A 21,061-nucleotide genomic window follows, 5' to 3' on the forward strand; every position below is an offset into this window, starting at 1 on the left:
ATGGGTATCGTCGGGCAGGAACAGTTCGTCGATCAGTAAGGGAGTGTTAAGACCATGACCATGCGTTTTGTGCGGGGCCTGCTGTGTTCCGCGACTGTTTTCTCTCTTGCCGTTCCGGCGGCGTATGCGGCGGATACTCTGGGCCAGCCAGTTGGCACCGCCCTGCAGAAAGCCCAAAGCGCTTTGGGCGCGCATGATTATGCCAAGGCACTCGCGGCAGTTAATCAGGCTGATGCGGTAAAAGATAAAACAGCTTACGAAGATTATACCATTGCCCAAATGCGTGCGGCTGTTGCCTCGCAGGCTGGGAATGTGGCCGAAGCAACAGCAGCTTACGAAAAGCTGATTGCATCCCCCCGTACACCACGCAATCTGAAAAACCAGATGCTGATGTCGGAAGGGACAATGGCTTATAATGCCAAGGATTATCCCAAGGCGGCCGAAGCTATCCAACGTTACCTGAAAGAAGCTGGCCCCAACCCGCAGATGGAAACACTGCTTGCGCAGTCATATTATTTGCAAAAAGATTATGCAAATACGGTAAAAGTTCTAACACCGGGCATTGCACAGGTGGTTAAGGCCGGGCAGAGGCCGGTTGAATCCCAGTTGCAGATGCTGGCAGCCAGCGCTACGGCCCTTAAGGATTCCACAACGGCAACGCATGCTTACGTGTTGCTCGCGACCTATTACCCCAAAAAGGAATATTGGGCGCTTTTGCTGCATGAGCTGGTAGTTAACACAAAAATTCCCCCCTCCTTGCAGTTGGATGTTTACCGTATCCGTTTGGCCGTAGGGGATGTTTCCACTGCGCGCGACTTTATGGAAATGACCGAAATTGCCATGCAGGGGCATATGCCGCAACTGGCACTGGACCTGATGAATCAGGGGTACCAGCAGGGCGTTCTTGGTCAGGGGGCAGAAGCTGCACGCCAGGCTCGCCTGAAAGCACTGGTTGAAAAAACGGTTGCTGCCAAAAAGGCGTCTATTGAAGCGGATGAAAAAGCAGCACTTGCCCAGACATCGGGTAATGAACTGCTGAATGTTGGTTATAATTACGTCACCTTTGGTCAGGCCCCTAAAGGGCTGGCTCTGATGCAGCAGGCCATTACCAAAGGGGTGACCGACCCCAACATAGCCCGTTTGCACCTTGGCCTTGCCCAGATGCAGGCAGGAAACAAAGCCGAGGCCATTCAGACCCTGAAGAGTGTTGCCGGGGACAATGGCGCTTACGATATTGCCCAGCTTTGGGTGCTTAAGCTTGGTCAGCCTGCAACCACACACTAAGAGTTTTTGCAGATGTTATAAAAAAGGCCGCTGAAAAGCGGCCTTTTTTATTGGTGTGTCTTCTATCCGGCTTTTTGTGGCGTGGGGTTGATAACCCGACTTGCTGGTGCGCTGCTTTCCTTCCAGCCACCGCCCAATGCGCGGTAAATGGTGACAAGGTTCTGGTATTTTGCAACCGCAACAGTAATCTGGGACTGCTGTGCCTGAAGGTAGTAGCGTTGTGAGTCCAGTGTGGTCAGGTAGGAATCTGTCCCTGTCTCATAACGAAGTTTGGCCAGACGGTACGCATCACCCGCTGCACTGACCAGATTGCTCATCTGGTTGTTTTCGTCCAGGTAGGCTTTGCGCGCGGCAAGGGCATCGGCAACCTCGCGGAAGGCAGTTTGCACGGTTTTTTCATAGGCAGCAATTTTGCCATCCCGGGTGGCTTTGGCGGCTTTGAGGTTGCCGCTGTTCATTCCCCACGTCCAAAGTGGGATCTGGAGGCTGGGGTTAAGGCCCCATGTTGTTGCAGCCGAAGTAAACATCTTGTGGAACTGAAGGCTGGAGACACCATCTGTTGCCGTAAGCGTCAGGCGTGGGAAAAATGCTGCACGGGCTGCACCAATACTTGCCTGCGAGGAGAGCAGGTCATGTTCTGCTGCGGTAATATCTGGCCTGCGGGCCAGCAGGTCAGAGGGAAGCCCCGCAGGGAGGTCGGCCAGAACGGACTGCTGGCCCAGCGGAAGCGGGGCAGGCAGGTTCTGCGGAATGGGGGAGCCAATCAGCAGGGTGATCAGATTTTCGTCCTGTTCCACCTTGCGGAGTGCATCGGTGCGCAGGGTGGCGCTTTGTTGCACCTGCGTTTCCAGCTGACGGACGGTCAGCAGGTTTTCCTCGCCATGGTTGTATTTGTCCTGCGTCAGCTTCAGGCTGTTCTGCTGGCTGGCCAGAGTGCTCTCGGCCAGTGCCAGAGTATCCCTGTCGCCCAGCCATGTAATATACGCCATGGCGACCTGTGAGACGATGCTGATGACCATGCCGCGCATGTTTTCCTGCTGGTACAGGGCGCGTTCAGCGGCTTCCTTGGTTAGTGAGCGGATACGACCGAACAGATCAATCTCGTAAGACGAAAAACCAATCCCACCGGAGTAGTAGCGGAACGGGTTACGCGCCATACCAGAACCGGTTTTGTCGGTATCTAGCCCTGGTGCAAAGCTTAGACCTGCCGCATCAGACGGAGCCTGATACATTGGCCCCCCGGTTGCGGAAATGGTGGGGAACAAGCCTGCGTGTTGCACATCATACTGCCCCTGTGCGGTGGCAATGTTGGCGGCGGATGTGCGTAGGTCGCGGTTTTCACGCAGGGCAATGCTGATCAGGGCCTGCAGACGTGGGTCTACAAAAAAATCACGCCAGCCAATATCTGCTGCCACTTTGGGTAAGATGCTTTCCCCCGTTTTGGCATAGCCGGGCCATGTTGTGGCCAACGGCGGTGTCGGCCGCGTGTATTTGGGAATCATGGTACACGCGGAGAGTGCCTGTGTAGCCGCAACAGCCATAACCACAGAACGGAGCCGCAAGGGGCGACCAAAAAAGGACTGAGGAGCCATATCTTATTCGTTCCCGGTTGCGGTCTGGACTGAAGGTGCGACCTGTTTGCGTTCGCTCTGGCGTTTGACGTGGAAGACACGCAGAACCAGAACAAAGAAGACAGGCACAAAGTAAATGGCCAGAAGTGTTGCGGTGGCCATACCCCCGACCACGGCCGTGCCAATGGCCACGCGGGAGGCGGAGCCTGCCCCCGTAGCAATGGCAAGCGGGAACACACCGACCACAAAGGCAATGGAGGTCATCAGAATGGGGCGCAGGCGTTCGCGCGCTGCGGTAATGACTGCGTCTTCCAAGGTTTCGCCACGTTCAAAGGCGGCTTTGGCAAACTCCACAATAAGAATGGCGTTTTTAACCGCCAGCCCGACAGTGGTGAGCAGCCCGACCTGAAAGTACACGTCGTTATTCATATCCCGCCACAAGGTGGCGGCAATGGACCCCAAAATGCCCAGTGGAATCACCAGCATGACCGCAAAAGGAATGGCCCAGCTTTCGTACAGTGCAGCAAGGCACAAAAGAATAACAAGGCTGGCCAGTGCGTAGAGCGGGCCGGTGGAGGAGCCGGAGGAAATTTCCTCATAAGAAAGGCCGGTCCATTCGTACCCAATACCTTCGGGCAGTTTTTTCAGAATATCCTTGATCGCGGTAAGGGAATCCCCCGAGCTATAACCGGCAGCGGGCTGGCCCAGAATTTCAAAGGCGTTCAGGCCGTTGTAATCCTCGACTTTTTGCGGGCCAGTCAGCCAGTAACCGCGGATAAAGGCGTTAAGGGGTGCTAGTGTATTGGTGTTGGTGCGGATGTACCATTTATCCAGATCCTGCGGTAACATGCGGGAGTCCAGATCACCCTGAATGTAAACCTGTTTAACACGGTCGTTGCGGGTAAACTGGTTGACGTAGATCGACCCCAAAGCCCCTTCGATCGTTGTGTTGATGTCATCAATTGTAATACCAAGCGCGTTGGCTTTTTCGCGGTCGATGTCCAGATGGTACTGGGAGGCATCTTCCATACCATTGGGGCGGACAGCCATCAGGCGTCGGTCCTGGCTGGCAAGGCCAAGCACCATGTTACGTGCCGCCAGCAACTGCTGGTGGCCAACATGGCCGCGGTCTTCGAGTTCAAGGTCAAAGCCTGTGGCGTTACCCAGTTCCAACACTGCGGGTGGGTTGATCGCAAAAATTTGGGCGCGCGGGTCAAACCAGTAGTGCATCATAATCCGCTGTGCAATGGCGGCGGATGTCTGCGATGCCAGAGGCCGGTCTTTCCAGTCTTTCAGGCGGATAAAGAACGCGCCGGAGTTCTGGCCCTGACCAGCAAAGTTAAAGCCGCTAATGGCATAGACGGATTCAACAAGCCCTTTTTCGGATTTGAGAATGTAATCCGTAATTTCACGGTTCAGCTTTGTGGTCTGTTCCATGGGGGTGTTAGGGGGCAGGGTTACCTGACCAAAGATCAGCCCCTGATCTTCATCTGGCAAAAAGCCGCTGGGCAGGCGGGTAAACAGGTAACCAGCCAGAGCACTGATCAGCACAAAGCATAGAATGGACAGCGCTGTAGAGGAGATCAGCTTGCGCACACCGTTAAGGTAGCCATTGGTCAGGCGGTCAAAGTTGCGGTTGAACCAGCCTGCCAGCCCGGTTGTTTTAACATGTGTGCCGGGCTTGAGCATGGTGGCGCACAGAGCCGGGGTCAGCACCATGGCAACCAGCACCGAGAGCCACATGGCCGAAACAATGGTAATGGAGAACTGGCGGTAGATAACCCCTACAGAACCGGAAAAAGCCGCCATGGGCAAAAACACGGCCGTAAGCACAAGCACAATACCAACCAGTGCGCCGGAGATTTCGTCCATGGAGACACGGGCGGCCTCAATGGGGGAGAGTTTTTTCTCCGACATCACACGTTCAACATTTTCCACCACCACAATGGCATCATCCACCAGCAGGCCCACGGCCAGCACCATGGCCAGCATGGTCAGGGTATTGATGGAAAAGCCGAAGATGTTGAGCAGCCCAAAGGTGCCAAGCAGCACCACAGGCACGGCAATGGTGGGAATAAGCGTTGCGCGGAAGTTCTGGAGAAACACCAGCATGACCAGAAAGACCAGCCCAATGGCTTCGAGCAGGGTAATGACCACTTCTTCAATGGAAAGGGTAATAAACGGCTCGGTATCCAGCGGATAAACGGTCTTCAGCCCCGGCGGGAAAAACTGTTCCAGCTCGTCAATTTTGGCGCGCACCGCAGCTTCGGTCGAAATCTGGTTGGCACCCGGTGCGAGTTTGAGCGCCATGCCCGATGCCGGGTGGTTATTGTAGTAAGAGGATGTGTTGTAGGTCTGTGGCCCCAGTTCCACCCGTGCCACATCCTTGATGCGCACCTGCGAGCCATCAGGTTGGACCTTGAGCAGAATTTTCTCAAACTCTCCAGCCGATGTCAGGCGGGTTGGCCCAATAATTGTGGCATCCAGCCGGATGTCCTTGCGGGCTGGCAGGCCACCCAGCTCACCCGAGGAGACCTGAATGTTCTGGGTCTGGATGGCGGTTTCCACGTCCCGCACGGTCAGGGCGTAGTTGAACAGCTTGTTGGGGTCCAGCCAGATCCGCATAGCGTATTCGGAGCCGAACAGTGTGTGATCGCCAACGCCGGTTACACGGCTGAGCGGGTCGGAAATGTTGGAAGCAACATAATCGGCAATATCGGAACCGGTCATGCTGTTGTTGGTGGAGATAAAGGCCAGAACCAGCATGAAGTTCTTGACCGCTTTGGTAATGCTCAGCCCCTGCGCGGTGACTTCCTGTGGGAGTTTTGGTTGTGCAAGCTGGAGCTTGTTCTGCACCTGCACCTGCGCAATGTCAGGATTTGTGCCCTGTTCAAAGGTCAGGTCGATTTCCATTTGCCCGGAGGCATAGGACTGGGCCGAAATATATTCCAGATGGTCCAGACCAAACATCTGCTGGAGTATGGGGCGCACGACCGTATCGTTCACCGTATCGGCTGATGCGCCGGGGTAGGTGACGGTAATGGCGATCTGGGGTGGAGCAATGCTGGGGTACTGGGCAATGGGCAGCCGCAGGATGGACAGCCCGCCAAACAGCATGATGATCAGGCTGATCACCCAGGCAAAAATGGGGCGGTTGATAAAAAAGCGCGAGAGCGACATGGATTTACTGCCCTTTTTGCGCTGGCTGTGCGGTGGTGCCGGTGGGTGAGTCAGCCTTCGGTTTACTATCCAGAACTGTGACCTTGTCTCCGGGATTTATTTTCTGGGTGCCACTGACCACTACGCGCTCGCCTGCCTTAACGCCATCGGTTGCAAGCCAGTTGGTGCCAATGGCCATACCAATCTTGATCTGGCGTAGGGCAACCGTGCTGTCAGGCTGCACAACCCATACCTGCGGGTCCCCATGGGTGTTACGGCTTACAGCTTCCTGCGGGATGAGCAGGGCGTTGGGGTCCACACCTTCGTCCAGTTCAGCGTGGACGTACATGCCTGGCAACAGCAGCTTTTGCGGGTTGGGCATAATGGCACGCACAATAACGGTGGAGGTGGTTGTATCCACATTGACTTCGGCCAGCGCCATGTGACCCTTGAACTCGTAAGGGGAGCCATCTTCGAGTGTCAGGGTCACGGGGACTTCCCCATTATCCTGACGTTTGATCCGCCCTTCTGCCACTTCGCGCTTGAGGCGCAGCAGGGTAATGGCTGGCAGATTGACGTCCACGTAAATCGGGTCAAGTCGGGTAATAATGGCTGTGTTGCTCGTCTGCTCGGCCGTGACCAGAGCGCCAACGGTTATGAGCGTGCGGCCAATCCGCCCGGAAATGGGGGCATACATCTTGGTGTAACCAAGGTTGACCTGAGCACTTTCCACCTGCCCCTGAGCGCTTTCAATCTGCCCACGGGCCTGTTTTTCGGCAGCAACCGCATCATCATAATCCTGCTGGCTTACGGCGTGTTCGCGTACAAGCTGCTTGTAGCGTTTGACCTTGGCCAGAGCTGTGCCATCTACGGCCATGGCCTGAGCCAGTTGCCCGCGGGCGGTATCGTACACGGCTTTATAACGGGCGGGGTCGATCTGATAGAGCTGCTGGCCGGCTACCACGTCGGAGCCTTCCACAAACAGGCGCTTGAGCACAACGCCTGTAACCTGTGGGCGGACCTGAGCAATTTCAAACGCATCTGTACGGCCGGGCAGGCTGGTGTGCACGCTCACAGGTTGGGGTTGCAAAGTTACAACGCCAACAGCCTGAGGCGGCATCTGCGGTGCGCTCTGCTGGCGTTTACAGCCTTCCAGAGCAAATAGGGCAACCGTGCAGAGCAGGACCGGACGAAGAGAAAAAGTGTGTGTTGTCACTTTGGTGTGGCCCTGTTTGTTGAAGGGTTTTCTGCACGTATCAGGTTGGCCCGCTTTGGCTGGAACTGGAGTAATGCACCATGTCCAGAGCCTTGGGAGAGCTTGAGCCAGAGGCTGCCGCGTGGAGAAAACAAGAGTGGAAAATGAAGGTGAAAAAACAGTACTAAGTGTTACCTTTAAGGTGCAAGCTAAAAGTCCAGCCGCATCAAGTCAAGAGCAGATCAGCTCAAAAACACAAGCTTTAAGGCGGGTGTCAGGCGGTCTTGCTGTTGTTTTCGTCCAGCCGTGTGTCGCGATGAACCCAGGTTGAGAGCAGCAGACCAAACCCCAGCATAACGTTCAGCATGGCCGACCCCCCGTAGGAAACCAGCGGCAAAGGCACCCCTCCTACAGGGATTGCCCCCATAACCATGGACAGGTTGACCAGGCAGTAGAAGAAAAAATTCATGCTGATGCCCAGCGCAATTAACCGGCCAAAACGGTTGCGGCAGCGAATGGCCATGATCATGCCGCCCATAATCAGCAGAACAAGCAGGGCAATAACAGCTACCGCGCCAATAAACCCCCATTCTTCGGCAATCATGGTAAAAATGAAGTCTGTCTGTTTTTCGGGCAGAAAGTTAAGTTGTCCCTGCGAGCCATGCAGGTATCCCTGCCCCCACATCCCGCCCGAACCCAGCGCTATTTTGGACTGGATAATATTGTATCCAGCTCCCAGAGGGTCGTTCTCGGGGTGGAGAAAGGTGGTAATGCGGGCTTTCTGGTAATCATGCAGATGCCCATAGGCAAACTGGATAAGTGATGGCACGGGCAGGATCAGCAGCAGGATCTGCCACAGGCGCATCCCCGCAGTAAAAAACATAGTGGCGCCAATGCCGCCAATAATGACCGCTGTGCCCAGATTAGGTTCTTTCAGAACCAGTCCAACGGGCAGAAGCACCATAATGGCGGGTGGAATAAGCCACAGCGGGTTGCCCATACGGGCATAATCCATGCGTGAAAACCATGTGGCCAACACGGCAACAAGTGCGATCTTGGCAAATTCGGATGGCTGGATCTGAAGTCCGCCAACCATCAGCCAGCGTTCCGCACCTTTGCCAACGTGGCCCATGTGCAGCACGGCCACCAGCAACACCAGGGAGAGAGCATACATCCCCCATGATGCCCGCATGAGCAGGTGGGGGGGCAGCATGGCCACGGTCACCATCAGAACCAGCCCAACGGCAAAGCGTGCTGCCTGCGGTGCTGCAAAAGGGTAGGGCATTCCGCCACCGGCAGAATAGAGCGTGATGTACCCAATACCAGCCAGTGCGCAGATAAGCAGAACATACAACCAGCTGATCCGCCAGAGCTTGGCCATAAGCCGAAAGCTCGGTTCCGCCCGTAACAGGCGCTTGTGGAACCTGATGGGACTATTCAAAGCTGTCATCCGCGTTGGCCACGTTTTCGGGCGGCGGTGTTGTATGGTTGGAGGGGTCACGCAGCAGCGTATCGCGCATGATATTGCGGGCAAGAGGTGCGGCGGCATCTGCCCCGGCGTTGCCATGCTCAATTACGACCGACACAGCGTAGCGTGGAGCATCGTAGGGGGCAAAGCAGATAAACAGGGCGTGTGGCCGATATTCCCACGGCAGGTTGGCGGAATTAAAATGCCCGCTCTCACGCAGGGCGCGGGAGACATGGCGCACCTGAGCCGAGCCGGTCTTGCCCGCCATGGCCATGCCCGGCAGGTCCAACTGTGCTTTGGGGGCGGTGCCGTGGGGTTCGTTGACCACTGCAAACATGCCCGCGCGTAAAGCCTGCAGGTATTTTTCCGGCATGTTCAGGCTGGGCCAGTTGTCCGGGTTTGCCATGGGGCTAAGTTCGCCGTTAACAGCGCGCATAAGGTGTGGCTGCACAGCCCGGCCCGTAGCCATACGTGCGGTATAGGTTGCCAGTTGCAGGGGTGTGACCTGAATGAACCCCTGCCCGATACCGCTGACAATGGTGTCCCCCCCATTCCAGTGGTGGTGGTGGGCCTGCCGCCATGCAGGGGTGGGAATAAGCCCGGAGCGGGTATGCGGCAGTTCAATATCCAGCGGGACACCCAGCCCCATACGGTGGGCTGTCTGGGCTATGCGGTCCATGCCGATGCGGCGCGCTATTTCGTAAAAATAAACGTCGCAGGAGTATTTGAGCGCAAGATGCAGGTCCACGGACCCATGCCCCCAGCGTGACCAGCAATGAAAACGTGTTCCCCCCACATCCAGATGACCGGGGCAGAATACCCGGTCAGTGGGGGAGACCAGCCCCGATTCCAGTGCCGCCATGGCTACGGCGGGTTTAAAGGTGGAACCCGGTGGGTACACGCCCGCTACGGCCTTGTTGATCAGCGGCGTGTGCTGGTTGTTGGTCCATTCAATCCACTGGGCATGGCTAACGCCGCTGTCAAAAAGGGAAGGGTCGAACGAAGGGGTGCTGACCATGGCCAGCACCTCGCCATTATGGCAGTCCATAACCACGGCGGAGGCAGTCTGGTCCCCTATGTGGTTGAGCACCCTTTGTTGCAGCCCGCGGTCTATGGTCAGGGAAATTTCTTCCCCCGGTACGCCTTCTTCACGGTTCAGTTCGGAAATCACGCGGCCCACGGCGTTGACTTCCATCTCGACCGAGCCTGCGGTGCCACGCAGTTTTTCGTCCTGATTCTGCTCTATGCCTGCCCGTCCGACCCGCATTCCGGGTAGGGCCAGCAGGGTGGAGTGGGCGACATCGTTCTCGTTAGGGGGGGCAACATAGCCAATAATATGTGCCAGCAGTTCCCCCTCGGGGTAAACGCGGCGTGTCCCCACATCAATGAGCACACCGGGGAGGGACGGGGCATTGAGTTCAATGCGCGCCATCTCATCCCACGAGAGGAAGTCCCGCAGCATAACAGGCACAAACCGGCGCTGGTGGCGCAGTTCGCGGGCTATGCGGTTGCGGTCGCGTTCATCAAGCGGAATAAGGGCGGAAAAGCGCTCGATTATGCCGGTCACATCTGTTGTTTCCTCCGGCATAAGGAGGGCGCGCCAGTTTTCCTTATTATTGGCAAGGGCTATGCCATAACGGTCAACAATACGACCGCGTGGTGGGGCCAGCAGGCGTTTGCTAACCCGGTTATTGGCTGCCATGCGGGCGTAGTGGTCACCATCGTTGATCTGGATATGGTACAGGCGGCGGGCCAGTTCGCCCATGGCGCCAGCCTGCACAGCCATGCACAGCAGGGCGCGGCGGGTAAAAACACCGCGTGCCGGATCCTTCTGATCACGGATTGGCATTAAGCGGCGGTTGTCGCGTTTACGCCGCTTTAGCCACATGGGAGTACCTCCCATGCGGTCATGGCGTGTCCTTCTCGTCCAGAATATGCAGGAACCACGAGAAAGTGGCGGAAAGCAACGGATAAACCCCTATGCAGAGCAAGGCTTCAAAAAAGGCAGGTGCCGGATCGAGCAGATGAAGGCGGAACAGGCAGGCAAGTGCCCACTGCAATGCTGCGGCTGCCGCTCCTACCAGTCCGAACAGGCACCAGACCAGTAAAAAATTCAGCCGCATAAGGCCAAAACGGGCGTAGTTGCCAATTCCGTGCACCAATAAAAGAATAAAGGCGCTCACCCCCAACGGTGTAAACCCCACAAGATCCATAAAAAGTCCAAGCAGGAACACCGCCAGTGAGGGCATTCCCGATGGACGCCACACCGACCAGAAAAAAATTGTGTTGATAACAATGGCCGGGAGCAACTCTGCCGCTCCGGGAATGGTAACAGGGGCGGAGAAAAAAATAATGACCAGCGCCGTAAACACGGAGGGCAAAAGATGGCGCGCCGTACGGTCGAGTCGCTGGCGGGAGGTCAGTTGCGTTTCGGCGTTATGGTCCCAGCGGGGCTGATGAGGGTCAGACATGGCGCTATCCCTCCTGCCCCGGACCCAGCAGTGTTTTAAAAGGCAGGGTCAGGGCACGGTGCGGACGGGTGAGCGGCACATGACCGGGGGCTTCGGGGGGTTCGATTTCGGATTGTCCAAAGTCGAACACGCGGAGCATGGTCAGCCGGTCCAGTCGGGCAAAAGGCTGCACCACGGGCTGGCCGGGGTGCAGGTAATGCACACTGCCTATGGGAATGCCGGAGGGGAATGCCCCAGCCTGATCGGATGTAACAACCCGTTCACCCTCTATGGGGCGGGTATCCTGCGAGTAGTAGAGCAGGCGGGGCAGGGGGGAATTATCCCCCACCATAATAGCTGTGGCATGGCTGGATTCCAGCTCCACGGGCAGGCGGCTGGCAATGTCGGTAATCAGCAGAATACGGGCCGCGTGCGCGCCAACCTCGGTTACGCGGCCAGCCAGCCCATTGGCGGCAAGGGCAATATTGCCTGTTTGCACACCGCTGCTTGTGCCAGCAACCAGCAATACAGCGCGCGCATAAATACCACCGCTATCTGCTACAACCCGACCTGTTACAAAGGCAGGTGTGGGTTCTGGTACCCAGTGCAGTTCGGTTTTAAGGGCATCGTTCTCCCGCGCGAGGGAGACCGCAACTTCGTACCACCGCCGGAGGTTGGCATTTTCCACGCTTAACCGGTGGTTTTCTTCGGACAGGTTGCGGGCTTCCTTTAACCCGTGGACCAGACGCTCGCTGTCAGTCTGTGTACGCGAGAGCAGATTCCAAAAGGGAGCCAGCACATCGGCTACACGCATCCGCGCCCTGTCGGCCAGCGGACGGTCCGCCTGCCCGGCAATAATGATCCCGACAGACATGAGCAGCAGAACCGGAAGAACCAGTTTGCTCAGTGCCTGCCTTACCTGAATGGAAACCGGGACCATGGAAAACCGGATGCCCTTTATCTGACGGCATGAAGGACCAGACTCAGCCATGTGCCGCAAATCATGGCCATGGCGATGAGCTGGGAGTTTAGTACATGGTGGTCAGTACGTTGCGCAGACGCTTGATTTCTTCCAGTGCCCGCCCAGTTCCCAGCGCCACGCAGGACAGGGCATCTTCCGCTACGGTAACGGGCAGACCTGTTGCTAAGCGCAGCACATCGCTCATGCGGTAGAGTAGAGCGCCGCCGCCGGTCAGGACAATGCCTTTATCAACAATATCAGCCGCCAGTTCAGGTGGCGTGTTTTCCAGTGCGGTTTTGACTGCTTCTACAATCTGGCTGATCGGCTCCATCAGACTCTCGGCAATCTGGGCCTGAGAAACCTGAACCTCCCGCGGAACACCATTGATCAGGTCGCGGCCCTTAACGTCCAGCCATGGGCCGCTGTCATCCGGGTCATCAGGCGGAATGGCAGCGCCAAGGTTAATTTTAATCCGCTCGGCCGAGCTTTCCCCGATCAGCAGGTTATAGGCCCGGCGGATGTAGGAAATAATGGCTTCATCCATTTTATCCCCACCAACGCGCACCGAGCGGGCATACACAATACCCCCAAGCGAGATAACGGCTACTTCCGTGGTGCCGCCACCAATATCCACAATCATGCTGCCAGAAGGCTCTGTTACCGGCAGGCCCGCACCAATGGCTGCGGCCATGGGTTCTTCAATCAGCAGGACCCTGCGTGCACCCGCACTTTCCGCACTTTCCTGAATGGCGCGCCGTTCCACCGCCGTAGAGCCGGATGGAACGCACACAATAATCTGCGGGCTGGCAAAAGCCCTGCGGTTATGCACTTTGCGAATGAAATGTTTGATCATTTCTTCCGCAACATCAAAGTCGGCAATCACCCCATCGCGCATCGGGCGGATGGCGGCAATATTGCCCGGAGTCCGTCCGACCATCTGCTTGGCTTCTTCCCCTACGGCCAGAAGCTGCTTTTTGCCACGTATGTCCGCAATCGCCACAACCGAGGGTTCGTTCAGTACAATGCCACGCCCTTTGACATACACAAGGGTGTTGGCAGTACCGAGATCGATGGCCATGTCAGCAGACATAAGACCGAGCAGACGAGAGAACATCCAGGGCTCCTGGTTGAAGCGGCACTACGCGACTGTGCGGAGGGGGTGGGTCAACAAAACGGACCCCAACGGTCGCTTGGGTCAATATGTTTGCACGGATTACCGGGGCATAGCGAGGCAGACAAGCCCTTCGGCCATAAACTTCCGTATAATTTTCCTGTATGGGGCAGTGCCTGCCGTGCTCCTGAGGGTATTTGCCCTCAGGAGCACGGGTTTACTCAGGCCATCAGGGCTTCCGGTGCCGTGCGGGCACGCTTGACCAGCAGTTTGTTCAGTGCGTGCACGTAAGCGCGTACGGCGGAAACAACGGTATCGGCATCCGCACCCTGACCATCGACCAGCTTGCCATCTTCTTCCAGACGGACCGTGGTGCGGGCCTGTGCGTCCGTGCCTTCCGTTACGGCACCAACCGAGAACAGCGCCAGCCGTGCATCGTGCGGAAAAGCCTGCCGCAGTGCGTTAAAGGCGGCATCTACCGGACCATTCCCGGCAGCGCTGGTCTGCACAGTTTTGCCATCGACCAGAATGCTCAGATCGACATGGGAGGGCTTGCCGGAAGCGGATGTCAGGCTCAGGGCTGCAAACCGGATATGGTCGTGGTCACGGGCTTCGTCATCAACCAGTGCGACAATATCTTCATCGTAAACAACCTTTTTACGGTCAGCCAAGTCCTTGAAGCGGGAGAAGGCTTCGTTCAGGCGGATGTCATCCATGTCTGCATAACCCAGCGCCTTGAGCTTGTCGCGGAAGGCCGCACGGCCAGAATGTTTGCCCATGACCAGCGCAGAACGGCTCCAGCCCACGCTCTCGGGGGTCATGATCTCGTAGGTTGCGGCGTTTTTCAGCACCCCATCCTGATGAATGCCACTTTCATGGGCAAAGGCGTTGCGGCCCACAATGGCTTTGTTGGGCTGTACGTCAAAGCTGGTGATGGTGGCCAACATGCGCGAGACCTTGAGCAGGTCCGTGGTTTTGATGCCGGTGTTAAAGGGGTACTGGTCGTGGCGGGTGCGCAGCGCCATGACAATTTCTTCCAACGCAGCGTTGCCTGCACGTTCGCCAATGCCGTTAATGGTACATTCCACCTGCCTGGCGCCGCCCCGCAGGGATGCCAGTGTGTTGGCAACGCCCAGCCCCAGATCGTTATGGTTATGGGCGGAAAAAATGACCTGATCCGCACCGGGTACGCGTTCGCGCACCATGGAAAAGATTTTTTCCATATCTTCAGGGGTGGCGTAACCAACCGTATCGGGGATGTTGATGGTGGTTGCCCCAGCTTTGATTGCGGCTTCCACGCAGCGGCACAAAAAGTCCGGATCGGTGCGCGACCCGTCTTCGGCAGACCATTCCACATCGTCCGTCAGGTTGCGTGCAGCCGTATTCCCTGCGGTAATCAGCTCCAGAACAGTCTCTGGCTCCATGCGCAACTTGTACTTCATGTGCAGCGGGGAGGTGGAGATAAAGTTGTGAATCCGCTTGCGTTCGGCTGGGGCCAATGCCTCGCCAGCAGCGGCAATGTCTTTGGCACCACCACTGCGGGCCAGTGCGCAGATCACGACCCCTTTGGTGTTGCGGGCAATCTCGTTAACCGATTCAAAATCGCCTTTGGAGGCCACGGGAAAACCCGCCTCAATCACATCCACACCCAAGGTTGCCAGTGCTTCGGCCATGCGCAGTTTTTCGGCCAGATTCATGGAAAAACCGGGGGACTGTTCGCCATCACGCAAAGTGGTGTCAAAAATAATAACACGGTCGGGCGTCATGCGGCCAAAAGACGGGTGATTAAAGCTGGACTGATCAGCAGACATGGAAATGTTCCTGAATTATTCTGGTCTGGCGCGGCCAAAGGCTTGTCACGCCTTATAATTTGCCTGTGCTGCACACAGGCGCTCTCACTTGCAAAACCCCCTGGGCGGCGGCGGCGCGTAGCCAGCCTGATCGCTCAGGGGCAGATAAGTCGAAGGAGAAGGTCCAGACGAAAGGCCACGCCGCCCTGAGCCGCTGTTACGCGGGTCTTTAGGGAATCGGACATGAACCGGTCGGAAATCATGCCCAACACAATACCGTCCTGTTTTGTTAGCGCAACAGGAAAATGACTCGCGGCGGCATTTAAGATTTTTGCGCTTTAGCCCTGCGGTCTGCCACGCCGCAGCGTGTGCAGCACATACAGCATGACTCCAAGCAGAACCGCGGCAAAGGTCTGGTGCACAGCACCTGCCCATACCGGCACAACCAGTAGCAGAGTGGTTACACCCAGCCCATACTGGACCAACACCGCCCAGCCGAGCAGAATAATGCCATTCTGGGCCTGTGGGCCAAGCCCTGCTTCACGCCGCAGACCAGCCAGCAGAACCGCGCCAATGCTGAGTGCGGTCAGGGTTGCCAGCAGCCGGTGGTCAAACTGAATGGCGGCCTTGTTGGCTACCCAGTTCATCCAGAGTGGGGAGAGCTGGGTATAATCGGCGGGAATGAGGTGCCCGTCCATGAGCGGGAATGTGTTGAACAAAAAGCCTGCATGGGTGCCAGCCGTAAAGCCGCCCGCAATAATGGTTACGCATAGCAGCCCGATGCTCAGGCAGGCCAGACGCTTGGTCAGCTTGACACCTGGCGTAAAGGGCGTGGGTTCGGGCTGGGGCCAGCGGATGGAAAAGGCTGTCCACAAAATGGCACCGTACAGCAGCAGGGCGGCACTCAGGTGCAGTACGAGTCGAACAGGTTCAACCGCCGTGCTGTTGGCCCTAAAGCCCGAGGCAACCATAAACCAGCCAATGGCCCCTTGCAGCGCACCCAGCACAAAAAACAGGAACAGGCGGGCAGCCAGCCTGCGGGTGATCATCCCCCGGATAACAAACCAGACCAGAGGTGCTAGCAGGACAAGCCCCATAAGCCTGCCCCAGAACCGATGAATCCACTCGGCCCAGAAGATTTTCTGGAATCCTTCCAGCCCAAATCCTTCATGCTGGAGGTGGTATTGGGGAATGGTCTTATACAGCGCAAACAGTCGCTCCCACTCCGCATGGGAGAGGGGAGGAATCATGCCGCTTACGGGTTGCCAGTCCATAATGGACAGGCCAGAGCCGGTCAGGCGGGTCACGCCACCAATGGCAATCATGCCCAGTAACATAAAACACAGGAGGAACAGCCAGCCAGAGATCAGGCGGCGGTGGGCAGGCGTCATGTCTTGCTGGCGCTGGGGCGTGGTGGGCATGGCACTCTTTTGCGCTGGGGTTAAACTTTATGGCTAGGGTTTACAGCCAGCTTGCGGGCTGCGGCAAGAAGATGCTAGCGCCCAAAGGATGGAACCAGCCCCTCCTGCACCGGATCGCTCCTTCAGGGTGTTGTGCAAACCTTTGCTTATGCTGCTTATTCTGGTGGTGGGGGCTATAGGATTGCGGCATATCCCGGCCTTGCAGCATGTGCTGGACAGCACGGATATGCTGCGTGCGGGGCTTTGGGGGCGCTTTGTGTTTGTGGCGGGTGCGTCGCTCTGGTGCGCTTTTGGTCTGCCGCGGCAGGCTGCCGGTTTTGCCGCCGGGCTGACGTATGGCGTGGCCGAAGGGCTTGCCATGATCACCGTGGCTTCTACATTAGGGTGTGTGGCCGGTTTTTTGTGGGCCCGATGGGGTGGTCGTTCTTGGGCGCAGGCACGCCTTGGACCACGGTTTGGAAAACTTGATGCGTTTCTGACCCATAAGCCCTTCCTGAGTATTCTTACATTGCGCCTTCTGCCGGTTGGGTCAGCCTTGCTGCTTAATCTGCTTGGGGGCGTTTCTGGCATGGCCCTGTGGCCATTTGTTGCGGCAACCCTGCTGGGGGCTTTGCCCCAGAATGCCGTTGTGGTGCTTTTGGGCGCAGGCGTGCAGGTGGGGGCTGGCTGGCAGTATGGTGCCGGAGCCTTGCTGTTTGCGTTATCTGCCGGGTTGGGGGTGTGGTTGTGGCGCCATGCCCGTATTGCTGCGGCCAGCACACAAAGCTAGGCCCGCCAGCATGGCACTATGGGGCTGAGGGTGTGTTGCCAGCCTGTGCCCGACCTAGGTTCCCCATTACGGCTTCATTCAGTGGGATAATATTTTTGCTGTTTTTACGGTATACGACAAATCTGGAGGGCCGGGTCTGATGCCTTCTTCCATTGCACAGCCCTCTGCGGGGCAGGCTGCGACAAAGCCTGTTTTTGCCAATGGGGTGCCGGGGTGGTTTTCGCTGCTGCTGGGGTTTTTAACTGCCGTTGGCCCCATTTCTACCGATATTTACCTCCCCGCCTTTCCAGCCATGGAGCAAAGTTTTCATACTAGTGCGGGTAATGTGCAGTTTACGTTGGCAGTCTGGTTTGTCGGGCTTGCCATCGGGCAGTTGAGTGTTGGTCCGCTGGCGGACAGGTATGGCCGCCGTATGCCCCTGCTGGTGGGTAACGCACTGTATGCCGTGGCTTCTGCCATTTGCGCGTTTGCGCCGGATGTAACCACTTTTTCCGTTGCCCGCTTTGTTGCTTCGGTTGGAGCATCGGCCAGTCTGGTCGTGCCTACGGCCTGCGTGCGGGACGTGGTGTCCGACCGGGCCGCAGGGGCGCGTATGATGTCCCGCCTGATCATGGTTATGGGGGTGGTGCCTATTCTGGCTCCCATGCTGGGGGGGCTGGTTGTGGAGTTTGTCTCATGGCGGATCATCTTCTGGGCGTCTGCGGTTTATGGCGTGGTGTGTGTTGCTCTGGTCCTGTGGATTCTGCCCGAAACACTGCCGTACCAGAAGCGACAGGCTCTTTCCCCCATGACGCTGGTAACCCGCTACGTAACGCTGCTGTGGGATAAAGGGTATGGGATTTACGCGATGATGACCGCGTTCTCGACCTTCATGTCTTTTAGCTACCTTACGGCGGCTCCGTTTGTATTTGTGCAGCTTTTCCATTTTTCCCCCCTGCATTTTTCCATGCTGTTCGGGGTTATGTCGGTCTTTATGATCGGGGCATCCCAGGTCAATGGGTTGCTGGTTGGGCGGGTGGACCCCGGGCGTCTGCTGTATGGCGCGGTGGCCATGGCGGTTCTGGGAACGGTGCTTATGGTGGGGGTAAGCGTGTGGTCTGTCTGGTATGCATCTGCTGCCAGCCGCGAGTACGAGGTCTGGCTGCTTATTGGCACCATGGTGCTGGCGCTGGCGCCGACAGGTATTATTTTCCCCAATGCCATGACCATGGCTCTGGCTGACCATCCTGCCCAGGCTGGGGCTGCCTCTGCGCTGGCGGGAACACTGCAATATGTGCTGGGTGCATTGGCTGGGGTGGTGGTAGGGCAGTTTGCAGCCACATCTTCGTTACCAATGGCTGGCTGTATGTGCTTTGGTGCGGTTATGATGCTGTGTATGCATGTGTTCCGCCCGGCAGATCGGGTGGTTGCCTGATCCTGCATGGGCTGCCATGCCTTGCCCGGTAAGGATCAAGCTGTCATGCCGGTGCAGTGTGGCGGTACATAGGAATGGGGAGCGTGCCTGACATGCTACGGCATCCAGCAAGACGGGCTCATATTCTGGCTCTTATCGGGGCTGGCGTGCTGATTGTGACCTTTGGTGGCATAGGCATAGAACTTGGGAACGACATGGCGCGCCATGGCGATCTGGACCGCCAGAGCACGGCGGCAGGGAGTTATTTGCGCGGTGTGCACCATGCCACCAGCAATGCCCGGATCTGCCATTATGCGTTTGAGGCTGAGCACCGCCCGGCAGATGGCGAATGCTATTTGCAGGCCATTACCCAATTGTCCGATGCCCGTACGGGGTTTGAAGGTTTCCGTTCCGTGCAGCTGCGCGAGGGAGGGGGCCGCAAGGAAGTACTGGGAGTTGTGGAAAAGCAGCTCCAGACCATTAGCGCATGGCCCAGATCAGCCGATGCCATGCCGCAGGATGGCCCGGCCCTGTTGGCGGCGCTGGACCAGAACCTGTCGGTTTTAAGCCGTGCCAGTACGCTCGATCAGGCCGACCGCGTTGCCAATATGCTACGCAACACAAGCTGGCAGCGCAGGCTGGCAATACTGGGTATTCTCACTGGTGTGCTGGCCATGATCTCGGCTGGCTGGGTGCTGGATCGGTCCTCCCTTGCCGCCGCAAGGGCCGAGGCCTCTTCGCGAGATCTGGCGCTGAGGTTGCGGGCCACGCTGGACAGCCTGAGTCTGGGGGTTGCGGTTTTTGGCGCGGATGGCCGCCTGTGGCACTGGAACGAGCAGCTTGCAACCGTGCTTGGGCTTGGCAAGGATTTTTTGCGCACGGGTCTGTCCTACAATGCCCTGAGTGGTCGGCTTGTGGTGGATGGCGTGCCTCTGCTTGAACCGTTTGAGCATATTGAGAGCAGCTTGGCCAAAGGCGAGCTTGCTCCCCCTGTTGTGGTGGAATGCAAGGGGGGCAACGGGGCGGATCTGGAATTATGCCGCACGCTCTTTTTTGCTCCCGATGGAGCCGCTGAACGGCGGGGATTTGTGCTGACTGCGGCCGATATTACCATGCGCCTGAGGAGCGAGCGGGCATTGGGCGAGGCCCAAAAGCTGCGTGCTCTTGGTCAGTTGACCGCGGGCATTGCGCATGACTTTAAAAACCTGCTCACGGTTATTCTGGGTAATCTGGAACTCGCATCTGAGTATGACCAGCCGGATCAGGTCGAACAGCGGCAGGAATATCTGTCTGCCGCCACCCACGCGGGGCATCGTTCCGAAGCACTTACAGGGCAGCTTCTCTCCTTCATGCGCAGGCAGAGTGGTGCACCGGATTCGTTGCGTCTGTCCGATCTGTTTTCTTTTCTGGGTGGTTTGCTGGGGCGCGTTATTGGCCCGCGCATTGTTGTGGAATGCGGTATTGTGGCCGATGTCTGGCCTGTGCGGGTGGACCCCGCACAACTGGAAAGTGCGGTGCTCAATCTGGCCATCAATGCGCGTGATGCCATGCCATCTGGCGGGCGGCTGCGCATTACAGCCCGGAACGTGACTTTTTCGGTTAATTCCGATCTGATGAGCCTGCCTGTGGAGGAAGGGCGTAGCATTCGTGTTGTGTCCGACCCCTCCCCCCTTCCGGCGGGGGACTGGGTGCGACTGGATGTTGTGGATAGCGGCTTTGGTATGACGCGCGAGGTCATGGACCGTCTGTTCGAGCCGTTTTTTACCACCAAGCGTGAAGGAGCGGGAACAGGGCTTGGCATGGCCATGGTTCTGGCTTTTTCCCAGCAGGTTAACGGGCGGGTTGTGGTAGCAACAGGCCGTGGCAGCGGGACTGAGGTGTCCCTGTGGTTGCCGCGGGCCGTTACACCAACGGTGGGTGCGGGGGATGGTGCGGCACAGACTGCGCCAGCTCTTGGCAAACCTGCTCTGCCTTCAGCCGCACAGGCAGCACAGGGCCGCAGTATGCAGGTGCTGGTGGTGGAGGATGATGCGGCTATCCGGGATATCGTCGTGACCATTCTGAGCATGGCTGGCCACAAGGTGCTGGAAGCAGGGGATGGCGAGCAGGCGTTTGACACGGCGGCTGGGGTGGAAGGATCGTTGGACCTGCTGGTGACCGACATCCAGCTCCCCGGTCCGCTGGATGGTGTTACGCTCTCTCGCGTGCTGGTTGAGCGGTATCCGGCTTTGGCAGTGGTGTATATGTCGGGCGATCTGACAGCGGATTCCCCTCCGCCGGAGGGGAGCGTGCCCAATGCGCGCCTGCTGGCCAAACCATTCCGGCGTGATGGGTTGATGGAGGCCGTAACCGCAGCCCTGAGTACACGGGCGGGGGCCTGAGTCGCCAGATCTTCCCTTGCGGAACGTTCCTGCGCGGGATAGAGCGGGGCCGGTTGCCTCAGGACTGTTCGCCAGCGGTGGTTGACCTATGGGAATAAGGCAGGATGG

14 protein-coding genes are annotated in these 21,061 nt (G+C 57.6%); 4 read left to right on the forward strand and 10 right to left on the reverse strand.

All coding sequences use genetic code 11. The annotated features are described in order from the left end of the window. The first annotated feature begins 54 nt into the window (after positions 1-54). Positions 55-1,284, forward strand: coding sequence for a tetratricopeptide repeat protein (locus Absy_RS09860; RefSeq protein ID WP_048854591.1), 1,230 nt, complete (start codon positions 55-57; stop codon positions 1,282-1,284). Positions 1,285-1,346: 62 nt separating this feature from the next. Here Absy_RS09860 and Absy_RS09865 read toward each other — a convergent pair whose 3' ends face one another. From Absy_RS09865 to Absy_RS09910, 10 genes are all read right to left on the reverse strand, one after another. Continuing rightward, a complete protein-coding gene (locus tag Absy_RS09865) occupies positions 1,347-2,825 on the reverse strand; it encodes an efflux transporter outer membrane subunit (RefSeq protein ID WP_048854715.1) in 1,479 nt (492 codons plus the stop codon). Positions 2,826-2,879: 54 nt separating this feature from the next. After that, positions 2,880-6,035: an efflux RND transporter permease subunit gene (locus Absy_RS09870; protein WP_048854592.1), complete on the reverse strand. Its 3,156-nt coding sequence runs from the start codon at positions 6,033-6,035 to the stop codon at positions 2,880-2,882. A gap of 4 nt (positions 6,036-6,039) precedes the next feature. After that, positions 6,040-7,230: an efflux RND transporter periplasmic adaptor subunit gene (locus Absy_RS09875; RefSeq protein ID WP_048854593.1), complete on the reverse strand. Its 1,191-nt coding sequence runs from the start codon at positions 7,228-7,230 to the stop codon at positions 6,040-6,042. A gap of 253 nt (positions 7,231-7,483) precedes the next feature. Beyond that, positions 7,484-8,638, reverse strand: a complete 1,155-nt coding sequence (rodA, locus tag Absy_RS09880) for a rod shape-determining protein RodA (protein WP_048854716.1) — start codon at positions 8,636-8,638, stop codon at positions 7,484-7,486. A gap of 4 nt (positions 8,639-8,642) precedes the next feature. Then, positions 8,643-10,565, reverse strand: a complete 1,923-nt coding sequence (gene mrdA / locus Absy_RS09885; RefSeq protein WP_048854594.1) for a penicillin-binding protein 2 — start codon at positions 10,563-10,565, stop codon at positions 8,643-8,645. Between the two features lie 19 nt (positions 10,566-10,584). After that, positions 10,585-11,148 (reverse strand): hypothetical protein, encoded by a 564-nt coding sequence (locus tag Absy_RS09890; protein ID WP_048854595.1) that lies wholly within the window; start codon positions 11,146-11,148, stop codon positions 10,585-10,587. Positions 11,149-11,152: 4 nt separating this feature from the next. Then, a complete protein-coding gene (gene mreC / locus Absy_RS09895) occupies positions 11,153-12,067 on the reverse strand; it encodes a rod shape-determining protein MreC (protein ID WP_048854596.1) in 915 nt (304 codons plus the stop codon). A gap of 88 nt (positions 12,068-12,155) precedes the next feature. Further along, complete coding sequence (locus Absy_RS09900) at positions 12,156-13,202, reverse strand: rod shape-determining protein (RefSeq protein ID WP_048854597.1); 1,047 nt, start codon at positions 13,200-13,202, stop codon at positions 12,156-12,158. Positions 13,203-13,420: 218 nt separating this feature from the next. Then, positions 13,421-15,010 carry a 2-isopropylmalate synthase gene (locus Absy_RS09905; RefSeq protein ID WP_048854598.1) on the reverse strand — a complete coding sequence of 530 codons (1,590 nt, stop codon included), beginning with the start codon at positions 15,008-15,010 and terminating at the stop codon, positions 13,421-13,423. Between the two features lie 317 nt (positions 15,011-15,327). After that, a complete protein-coding gene (locus Absy_RS09910) occupies positions 15,328-16,380 on the reverse strand; it encodes a COX15/CtaA family protein (RefSeq protein ID WP_181015901.1) in 1,053 nt (350 codons plus the stop codon). A gap of 118 nt (positions 16,381-16,498) precedes the next feature. On the opposite strand from Absy_RS09910, the gene Absy_RS09915 reads away from it, so the two are divergent. The 3 genes from Absy_RS09915 to Absy_RS09925 all read left to right on the forward strand — a co-directional run bounded on the left by Absy_RS09915 (position 16,499) and on the right by Absy_RS09925 (position 20,953). After that, the gene (locus Absy_RS09915) at positions 16,499-17,179 is read left to right on the forward strand and encodes a TVP38/TMEM64 family protein (protein ID WP_245614798.1); all 681 of its coding nucleotides are present in this window, start codon (positions 16,499-16,501) and stop codon (positions 17,177-17,179) included. 139 nt (positions 17,180-17,318) lie between these two features. Beyond that, complete coding sequence (locus Absy_RS09920) at positions 17,319-18,593, forward strand: multidrug effflux MFS transporter (protein WP_048854600.1); 1,275 nt, start codon at positions 17,319-17,321, stop codon at positions 18,591-18,593. 92 nt (positions 18,594-18,685) lie between these two features. Beyond that, positions 18,686-20,953, forward strand: coding sequence for an ATP-binding protein (locus tag Absy_RS09925; RefSeq protein WP_048854717.1), 2,268 nt, complete (start codon positions 18,686-18,688; stop codon positions 20,951-20,953). Positions 20,954-21,061 lie beyond the last annotated feature (108 nt).

The sequence above is a fragment of the Acetobacter syzygii genome (assembly GCF_000964225.1).
Classification (GTDB): Bacteria; Pseudomonadota; Alphaproteobacteria; order Acetobacterales; family Acetobacteraceae; genus Acetobacter; species Acetobacter syzygii.